Genomic DNA, 7,964 nt, shown 5'->3' with positions numbered 1-7,964 from the left:
AACTTAATGATCGGCCGCGGGATCGCCCTGCGGCCTTTTTTACACCCGCGATTTGGTGATAAGGCCGGACGCAGATCCTCGGGCCTCCAGAAGCCTTTCCTTCATGAAGTCTCTCCCCCTCTTCGAACAGCCGAAAACCGTTCGGCAGCCTGCTGAACTATCGGGCAGGATACTGAATGGAATGTTAAAATGTAAAATAAGAACAAACCCACGACAAGGAGTTATATTATGAAAACCCGAAAAGATATGCGCCAAGTTTGTCCTAAATGCGGATACGAGAAGTGCGTACCCAAATTATATATAGATAACCCCAAATGTCCTTCTGGTGCAATTTTAAGATGTAAGCAATGCAAATCACTTTTTAAACTTGACGGTGGTGAATGGTCCTTCTGGAAAGAGTGGGTTGATTAAGCTAACGGGTACGATAGCTCAATAAGCACGAAGAGACGGCAGCCGGTGAAGTGGCTGCCGTCTTCTCAACTAACAGGCATTCAATAAAATTTAAATATAGTTATTTATTATAACAAAACACAACGAGCAACTGTTACAATATTAAGGATGTTCTAGACCTGGAGGAGGATAATGTTGTGATAATTGAAGCTGAGAAAGTATTATTGCACTATTCGTTCATCGAGCCGATCATTGAATTCATTAGACATAATGAAAATATTACATTTAGAGTGACAAACAAACCTGATAACAGGAAGTACTTGTTACGTATACATAAACCAATATCTGACGGGCTTTCAGGCTTACAACATACTCGAGATGGATTACTGTCAGAAATGGTTTTTCTTCGAGAAATAGATCAAAAAAACATACTGAAAGTTCAGAGACCTGTTGTAAATCAAGAAGGTGAATTGGTTACTGAATATATTTCTGATCAATTTGGTACCAGTTTTGCAACTCTTCTAGAATGGATCGAAGGCTCGACTCTTACCCTAAACGAAGACAACATAGACCAAATTATCTATAGATTAGGAGAAAATCTCGCCAGTTTACATGAATTTTCACAAACTCTAATGCCATTGGAGTTACATAGACCAGTCTACAACGCGAAAAGGATTGATGAAGCGTTAACAGAACTTCGACAGGGTACAAACAATGCTGTCCTCAATCAAGAGGATTATGATGTTATTAATAGCGTTCTATCCATAGTAAAAGAACAGTTAGCAGAACTGGACTCTAGGGAAAACTCCTGGGGATACATTCATGCTGATTTTCAACTGGGGAATGTCATTGTGTCAGAACAAAATCCTTCCTTAATAGATTATTGCTTATTTGGTTACGGATACTACTTGTTTGATTTGGGCAGTGCATCTTCAATGCTAAAAAGTGAGTTGAGAAAAACGTTTTTGGATGGTTATGCGTCTAAAACAAGCTGTTCATTTGATGAGATTCGGTATATTGAAGGACAAATATTTATGGATATTTTCATTAGTTATGTATTTTTTATTAATGATTCTGAGAAGAACGGCTGGATAAAAGAGCACGCTTCAAAAATATGTAACACGCTTTGTCGAGATTTTCTTGAAGGGAAAGAGGTATATTATTCGTTTTAGAGACGGTGCTAATAGCCCACCAATCGTTACGCTAACGGGAGACGATAGTGGAATAACACACATGATGAGCAGGCGCTGCGATACCTGCTCTTTTTATTGAACTAACAGGCAGTATAGTTCCAATTATGTTAAAATTAAGCATATCTGTTTGCGTGTCATGATAAGTTTATTTTTATTTGGAGGGAAATTTCGTTGAAGAATTCTAATTTGAGTAATATTATCTGTTCTGTATTTTTAGGAATTGCATTCATCACAGGTTGCCTTATCATAAGCGGAAATCAATCATCATCAAGCGAAACAATTGAAAAGGAAAACCCAAATCCCCCCCTAATGACAATCCAAGAAACAGCTGATTACCTAAATATATCTGAATCTCAAGTAAGAGCTATTATTAGTTTTGAAGAAACAATTCTTAAAACAAGTGGCTCTTATACGGGTAAGATGTTTCCCATTATCAAAATAGGTAATGACATATTTGTAAGTAGTGTTGGTTTAAACGAATGGATTATAGAATCCTCACAACAAAGAATGCAGTATTAAATTGATTCAAATTCGAATGAATCGTTAAGCTCCCATGGAATAACGCAATTACTTCCATAATCTGTGGTGCCGCGTGAGTGGCATGGATGGCTAACGGGTACGATAGTTCAAAAAGAAAGGGCTGCTACATGGAGACCGCTGCAAAAGTAGTGTTTTTGGAAAAACGAAAGAATTTAGAGGGTCAAATATGTCTCCCTAAACGCGAAACGAGCTTTAGAAGCGATTCTAGAGGCTCTTTTTTTTAAACTCATTTGGTGTTCTGAAAAAAATGGACTTTTGCAGCGGTCTCTACATGGCAGCCCTTTGTTCAACTAACTGGCAGGATAACGTAGGAGAGAACAAATGGATATGTTATATTCATTTTGGGGGGTAAAAGTTCGATGAATGATAAGAGGCTAACACTTTTAGTATTTTTGGGAACTCTTTTGGTACTTTATTTTCTGGGCTATCTTATGAACACTGAGGTCCTGAGCATCGTAACTTTCCATAAGAACGGGTCTACGTTTAGTTTTATAGGAGCTATTCTTTGGATCATAATTTCATCTACTATTCTATATTTCATTCAAGTTTATAAGAAAAAAAAGAGGTAGTTGGCCTTCAACTAACGGGTACGATAGCTCAAAATGCAACATATTTAGAGGAGACAAGCATGAACTATTCGAAGCGTCATGTATGGATAGAAGCTGAAATATGGCCAGTTGGCTCATGGGATTGTGACGATGAAAATACCGATGTTATTGTTGTCTTTCCGGATCGTTCGAAATGGATTGCAAGCTTTTTCACTTACAAAAATATCGAGACGTTAAGGCAAAAGAATATACAAACCGGTGAATGTATGAATGGTTCATATTTTTGGTCCAGCGACATGGTATTAATTGATGTTTTAAGCAGTCAGAGAATTGAACAACTTATCGACCATCTGATCAAACACGATGATTTTCAATCAGTCTTTAATCGGTACCCTGATGTAGATAAGGAAGATGACGAGAACTATCCACATGGATTTTTTATTACTGAATCGTTAAGCTAACGGGTACGATGGTTCAATGACAACAGGCTGAATTGTTAAGTCACCATCGCATCTTATTCAATGATTGGGGTATCTAAATGTATAAAAACATTCATTGGCATGCTTTTTTCAAAGCGAATACAGAGGAAAAGGCTCGGAGATTACTCTCAAAATTTGAAGAGATTTGTGAGACGAATGCTGACCTTTTATCCTGTAAACGTTATTGGAAGGATTCGGCTTTATATGATGTTGGTTTTAGCACATCCTTAAATAAGGACGATATTTCTTATGCCGTTTTCTCAACCCTAGTAATTGCTCACAAATTGGCTGATGAATGGCAGGTTACTGGTCCTTCCAATTCGGAATCGGGAATTTGGGAATTTAGTGGACTAACCACTAAAACAAAAGTTACAGGTATCGAATGGATTCAGTTTAGGATAGAAACCGAACCATTATTCAACTAACGAAATGGTACACTAATAAAACCAAGCCTTAGCGAAACATTAGGTAGAGCGAATTTATAACGGAGTGAGTTATAGATGGATATTCAAATACAACAAGCAATCCAATTAAACAGTGAAGGTATAAAATTAGCCCAGCAAGCAAAATTTGAAGAAGCAATTCCGTACTTTCAACAAGCGTTACATTTGTATCCAAACAATGCAACGATATATTTCAACATAGCGAATACACTAGCTGAACTAGAACGTCATGATGAAGCCGTTATTTTTTTCGACAATGCATTAGAAATCGAACCTAATAAACCTGATTGTATTTATAATAAGGCTAATTCTTTGTCGTGTCAGGGAAAGTCTATTGAAGCAATTGCTTTGTATGAACAGGTCATACAGCTAGACCCACTTTTTAGCTCAGCGTACTTTAACAAAGCTAATGAACTTAAGAAGCTAAAGAAGTACAGAGAATCATTAACAGCTTACGATAAAGCAATAGAAGCAAAACCTAACCATTCATCTGCTCATTTTAATAAAGCAATTGTATTGAAGGAACTCAAATTAGATAATGCCGCAATTGAAAGCTACAAAAAATGTATTGAGATTGACCCCGAAAAGGACGAGGCTCACTACAATTTGGGTAACCTTCTGTATGACCAAAAGTTGTATAACGAAGCGTTGCAACATTTTGAAAAGGCTATTGTGATAAATCCAAGTGATTTAGATTATTACTACAACAAGGGCGTTGTTCTGACAAAGTTGGGTATTATTCAAGAAGCAGAAATATTTTTTAAAATATATCGAAAGTTACTCGCAAAAGAGCAAGAGAAAAATTAGAAACAAATTACGCTAACGGGTACGATGAATGACAGGCTGCCGGATGAGCCTACTCAATTATCGGGCAGCATAGCGCAAGCTAAAATATACGGCCCCATTCATAGGGTTTATACTATAGATATCGAATGAACGGTGGTGAACCAAATGGAGCGTAAAAGTCTTGTAGTGCTTGGCATATCCGGAAGTCTGCGCAAGCAATCGTCGAATACTTGGTTGCTTTCGTCGATCGGAGGAATGTTGCCTGCCGGTATGGAATTTCGTATGTATGAAGGGCTCTCGACTTTACCACATTTCAGTCCATAACTAGACGTTGACGAAGCCCAATTGCATGGGGTGGTGCGTGAATGGCGGGAAGTGCTGCGTTCGGCGGATGGGATCGTGATCTGCACACCGGAATATGCACGAGGAGTGCCAGGATCGCTCAAGAACGCGCTGGACTGGGTCGTTTCTTCGGGAGAGTTCATGAACATGCCGACAGTAGTTATAAGCGCATCCCCACATCCGGATGGTGGTGCAGTAGCATTACAATCGCTGATACTGACTCTAAAGATGATGAGCGCTGCTATCCCGGACGAAGCTTCGCTTGCCGTTCCGTACGTCAGTAAGATGATCGGGCCGAATGGTAGCATGACGGACACTAATACTTTGTCTTCACTCCTCAACTTGGTTCGTGCGCTGTCACAAGCTATTTCAGAGAAATAATTAGCTAGCTGCTGTTATGAACTGAGGTGGCTCGGTCGTTGAAAGCACATACCCAAAGTACCGTCATATTGGAGTAATTTAGTTGTGAAAGTCTGCTAACGAGTTCAAGGTTCGAGAAGTGGATGCTCTCCATTAAATTATCCTTTGAATTCTAAGTAGAGGTGGTCTGAAGATGTTAGACCTGCTATTAAAGATGATTATTAATTTAATTGTAAGCTCTGTGTTCATGGTAATAGCAGGTCTTTCTGCTGTTTCTATAACATCAGTTCTATTTAACTTTATAGATGATGCTACAGTGAAAACGATCCTGCTGTTAGCCATGGCTGTTGGAATATATTCTCTCCTTAAGGTTTTATATGTTAGAACGAGCCGAGGGAGGTAGCTTTATGAAATAGATTGAAACATTTTGGTGCTCCTATCATTAATTCGCACTACATGTTCCGTTAACATCCTCCGGCTGCTCTTAATCAATGGCTTCATATATCCCAAAATTGATCAGCTCGAATTGAAGGATCTATTTCCCGTAGGGCTTTTATTATTTTTTTCATTGACGACCCGCTTGGAATATATTGGTCATCCCCACAAGCATTCGAAACTGTAGTTCTTCCCACGCCCCCTTGTTCTGCTACCCACTCCTGTTTTATCCCTTTACGATCTAACCACTGACCTAGTTTGGTGCGTTTCTTTCCCAGTCCAAACATTGTTCTTTCTCCTCCTTTTTCTTTGTCTCCTATCAGCATGAACATTAACAGCATGAACAAATTTCCCGATTACTAAACGTTATTTTCCGATTTCGGGAATAGTGGACAAGCGATAGTGAGTAGGTATGTAACTAGGTACACACAACGGCAAGCGCAGCTATAAACGTGCGCACCTGGGTACACACAAAAGGAGGCGAAGATAAGATGTATGCAGCCATCGACGCGGGGAATAGAAACACGAAATTTTATGACGGAAAGCAGCTCATTAAATTTCCTTCGGCAATCGGTATCAATGAGCTTGAGCGGAATCTGAAAGGGCAGAGGAAGCCGTTTGATTTCGAGTGGGAGTACGAAGGGAAGTGCGGCTTTGCAGGCACGCTGGCCGAAGACGAGAGCGAGTATGCTGAGAGCAGAAAAGACGACTCCAAGGCTCACTTTGACGCATTGCTCCGGATATTGATTGCATTGCATCAGTTCGGGGTAGGGATAGAGTTCAACATTGTTGTCGGCCAGCCTATCGCAACTCATACAGAAGAGGAGAAGACTGCAATAAAAAACATGCTACAGCGCCGGCACGATCTGATTGTAAACGGAATTCGCAAAACCATCGTCATTCGTCAGTGCGAAATATCACCCGAAGGTGCGGCAGCGGGGCTCCTAGCCCCGGGGACGGGAATCGTCCGCGTGATCGATATCGGTAGCGGCAGCGTTAATTACGCGACTCTCAAAGATCGGCAATACATAAATAAGAGCAGCTTCACATTCGCGGAAGGAATGGAGAGCAAGAGCAACCTGCAGGTTGCAGCATTTGCAAGGCAAATTGGCACGAAGTCCGTTAATAGGAAGTGGGGGAAGGGAGATGCAGTCTATCTATGCGGGGGTGGGGCACCGGCGATCCTTCCTTACCTGCAGGAAGAATTCTTTCCGCATTGCCAATTACTTGAGCCAGATCCATTCTTCTCGAACGTTAAAGCCTTTTACATGATCGCGAGAAAGATCTATGGGTGAGCTCATTAAAAAGCGCGTACAGGTCGTCTTTAACATCGCTGATCCGGATCAAAAGGAGCTGTATCAGCGTGTGATCGAAAGGAAGAATCAATCGGCTTATATGAAGAGACTCATTCAACGAGATATCGATCAGGCTTTCCATGCAACAGCACCAAGCGCGCTGTCGAATTCCTCTCCGCGCGCAATTGAGACCAGTGATGCCTTGGCGTTCAGTGTAGGGGACTTTGTATAGTAGGACAGGGAAGGGCGGAGGCTGAGGCACCTCCCTCAAGAAGCCTCCCTCCGACCACCCTAAACCCGATGTCATGACGTCATGACTGCCAAGATAATTAATTAATGGAGAGGCTGATACGTAATGAAGGAGAGGGTTGAAAGAGTTGATAAAAAGCATCGTGTGACGCTCAGGATCGATGAGGTGACGCACAGTGAGATAGATGCGCTTAGCTTCCGACATAATATCTCGCTGAATTTGTTTTATACCGAAGCCATTGAATATGCTCTGGATAGCGCAGAATTCATTAAACGGATTAATAATAAATACAAACGAGATATGCGCCGTGGACATTTTACCTATCAGCAGGACATGAATACGTTAAGACGTGGGAGGCAGGTTTAGATGTCATGGCTTGGGGATGTTTTATTTGGTAAGCGTGAAAAGCAGCCTATGCTTGTCCATCTCTCACCGAAAGTGGTCTCTGGAATGGAGACACTGGTATACCTCCATAACGCTCGGACAGCTGAAATCGATCACATAACCCTTGACGATGTTTTGAAATACGCAGCCGGGTCAGTTGTTAGAAAAACGCTGAAGATTGCTAATCGCGAAGAACCAAGGCAGTCTGCCGATTCGCCCGACGTTGTAGACTATGTTACACATCGGATTGGCAGTGGGAGGAAGCAATTGAGATAGTGTTTAAGGCAAATAAAGTATTAGACTGGATGTGTAGATAACACACGGCAATTGGACTTATAAATCCGTCAGATTTCGTAAAATAAGTATTAGACTGACTCAAAAAAATAGAAAAAGCGGCAGCCATGGACGTGAACTGAACCCCGTCAAGTAGACAGTACAAATAACAAAAATCAATTAAGCGGCCTTGGTCCTAAATTCCATCGGACTGAGGCCGTTTAGTTTTGCTTGTAACCGTTCGTT

The 7,964-nt window shown here is 40.9% G+C and carries 12 protein-coding genes; 11 read left to right on the top strand and 1 reads right to left on the bottom strand.

What is annotated here, in order from left to right:
• Positions 1–587: 587 nt before the first annotated feature.
• The 7 genes from AC0YNZ_RS31120 to AC0YNZ_RS31090 all read left to right on the top strand — a co-directional run bounded on the left by AC0YNZ_RS31120 (position 588) and on the right by AC0YNZ_RS31090 (position 5,102).
• Positions 588–1,562 (top strand): phosphotransferase enzyme family protein, encoded by a 975-nt coding sequence (locus tag AC0YNZ_RS31120; protein ID WP_475830232.1) that lies wholly within the window; start codon positions 588–590, stop codon positions 1,560–1,562.
• Between the two features lie 192 nt (positions 1,563–1,754).
• Positions 1,755–2,102, top strand: a complete 348-nt coding sequence (locus tag AC0YNZ_RS31115; protein WP_475830231.1) for a helix-turn-helix domain-containing protein — start codon at positions 1,755–1,757, stop codon at positions 2,100–2,102.
• 649 nt (positions 2,103–2,751) lie between these two features.
• Entirely contained in the window at positions 2,752–3,132 is a 381-nt protein-coding gene (locus tag AC0YNZ_RS31110; protein WP_475830230.1) for a hypothetical protein, read from the top strand.
• A gap of 77 nt (positions 3,133–3,209) precedes the next feature.
• Positions 3,210–3,575, top strand: a complete 366-nt coding sequence (locus AC0YNZ_RS31105) for a hypothetical protein (RefSeq protein WP_475830229.1) — start codon at positions 3,210–3,212, stop codon at positions 3,573–3,575.
• Between the two features lie 75 nt (positions 3,576–3,650).
• Positions 3,651–4,400: a tetratricopeptide repeat protein gene (locus tag AC0YNZ_RS31100; RefSeq protein ID WP_475830228.1), complete on the top strand. Its 750-nt coding sequence runs from the start codon at positions 3,651–3,653 to the stop codon at positions 4,398–4,400.
• 144 nt (positions 4,401–4,544) lie between these two features.
• Positions 4,545–4,703: a hypothetical protein gene (locus AC0YNZ_RS31095; protein ID WP_475830227.1), complete on the top strand. Its 159-nt coding sequence runs from the start codon at positions 4,545–4,547 to the stop codon at positions 4,701–4,703.
• Between the two features lie 30 nt (positions 4,704–4,733).
• On the top strand, positions 4,734–5,102 hold the full coding sequence (locus AC0YNZ_RS31090) for an NADPH-dependent FMN reductase (RefSeq protein WP_475830233.1): 369 nt from the start codon (positions 4,734–4,736) through the stop codon (positions 5,100–5,102).
• Between the two features lie 476 nt (positions 5,103–5,578).
• Here the strand turns inward: AC0YNZ_RS31090 and AC0YNZ_RS31085 are convergent, their stop codons facing one another.
• Positions 5,579–5,857: a transcriptional regulator gene (locus tag AC0YNZ_RS31085; RefSeq protein ID WP_475830226.1), complete on the bottom strand. Its 279-nt coding sequence runs from the start codon at positions 5,855–5,857 to the stop codon at positions 5,579–5,581.
• 150 nt (positions 5,858–6,007) lie between these two features.
• Between AC0YNZ_RS31085 and AC0YNZ_RS31080 the strand changes: the two genes are divergently transcribed.
• The 4 genes from AC0YNZ_RS31080 (at position 6,008) to AC0YNZ_RS31065 (ending at position 7,721) form a co-directional block, all read left to right on the top strand.
• Positions 6,008–6,811: a ParM/StbA family protein gene (locus AC0YNZ_RS31080; RefSeq protein ID WP_475830225.1), complete on the top strand. Its 804-nt coding sequence runs from the start codon at positions 6,008–6,010 to the stop codon at positions 6,809–6,811.
• Entirely contained in the window at positions 6,804–7,043 is a 240-nt protein-coding gene (locus AC0YNZ_RS31075; protein WP_475830224.1) for a hypothetical protein, read from the top strand. The genes AC0YNZ_RS31080 and AC0YNZ_RS31075 overlap by 8 nt, the downstream gene beginning before the upstream one ends.
• 123 nt (positions 7,044–7,166) lie before the next feature.
• Complete coding sequence (locus AC0YNZ_RS31070; RefSeq protein WP_475830223.1) at positions 7,167–7,427, top strand: hypothetical protein; 261 nt, start codon at positions 7,167–7,169, stop codon at positions 7,425–7,427.
• On the top strand, positions 7,428–7,721 hold the full coding sequence (locus AC0YNZ_RS31065) for a hypothetical protein (protein ID WP_475830222.1): 294 nt from the start codon (positions 7,428–7,430) through the stop codon (positions 7,719–7,721). It abuts the gene before it with no gap.
• The last annotated feature ends 243 nt before the right edge of the window (positions 7,722–7,964 follow it).

This window comes from Paenibacillus sp. J2L1-98, assembly GCF_056269405.1.
The sequence above is the reverse complement of the archived record's forward strand: the minus strand, read 5'-3'. Positions and strand labels throughout refer to the sequence as shown.

Excerpts from the sequence above, each read along its gene's own strand:
- AC0YNZ_RS31110 (WP_475830230.1), top strand. The coding sequence starts at position 2,752 with ATGAACTATTCGAAGCGTCATGTATGGATAGAAGCTGAAATATGGCCA.
- AC0YNZ_RS31105 (WP_475830229.1), top strand. The coding sequence starts at position 3,210 with ATGTATAAAAACATTCATTGGCATGCTTTTTTCAAAGCGAATACAGAG.
- AC0YNZ_RS31100 (WP_475830228.1), top strand. The coding sequence starts at position 3,651 with ATGGATATTCAAATACAACAAGCAATCCAATTAAACAGTGAAGGTATA.
- AC0YNZ_RS31095 (WP_475830227.1), top strand. The coding sequence starts at position 4,545 with ATGGAGCGTAAAAGTCTTGTAGTGCTTGGCATATCCGGAAGTCTGCGC.
- AC0YNZ_RS31085 (WP_475830226.1), bottom strand. The coding sequence starts at position 5,857 with ATGCTGTTAATGTTCATGCTGATAGGAGACAAAGAAAAAGGAGGAGAA.
- AC0YNZ_RS31080 (WP_475830225.1), top strand. The coding sequence starts at position 6,008 with ATGTATGCAGCCATCGACGCGGGGAATAGAAACACGAAATTTTATGAC.
- AC0YNZ_RS31075 (WP_475830224.1), top strand. The coding sequence starts at position 6,804 with ATGGGTGAGCTCATTAAAAAGCGCGTACAGGTCGTCTTTAACATCGCT.
- AC0YNZ_RS31070 (WP_475830223.1), top strand. The coding sequence starts at position 7,167 with ATGAAGGAGAGGGTTGAAAGAGTTGATAAAAAGCATCGTGTGACGCTC.
- AC0YNZ_RS31065 (WP_475830222.1), top strand. The coding sequence starts at position 7,428 with ATGTCATGGCTTGGGGATGTTTTATTTGGTAAGCGTGAAAAGCAGCCT.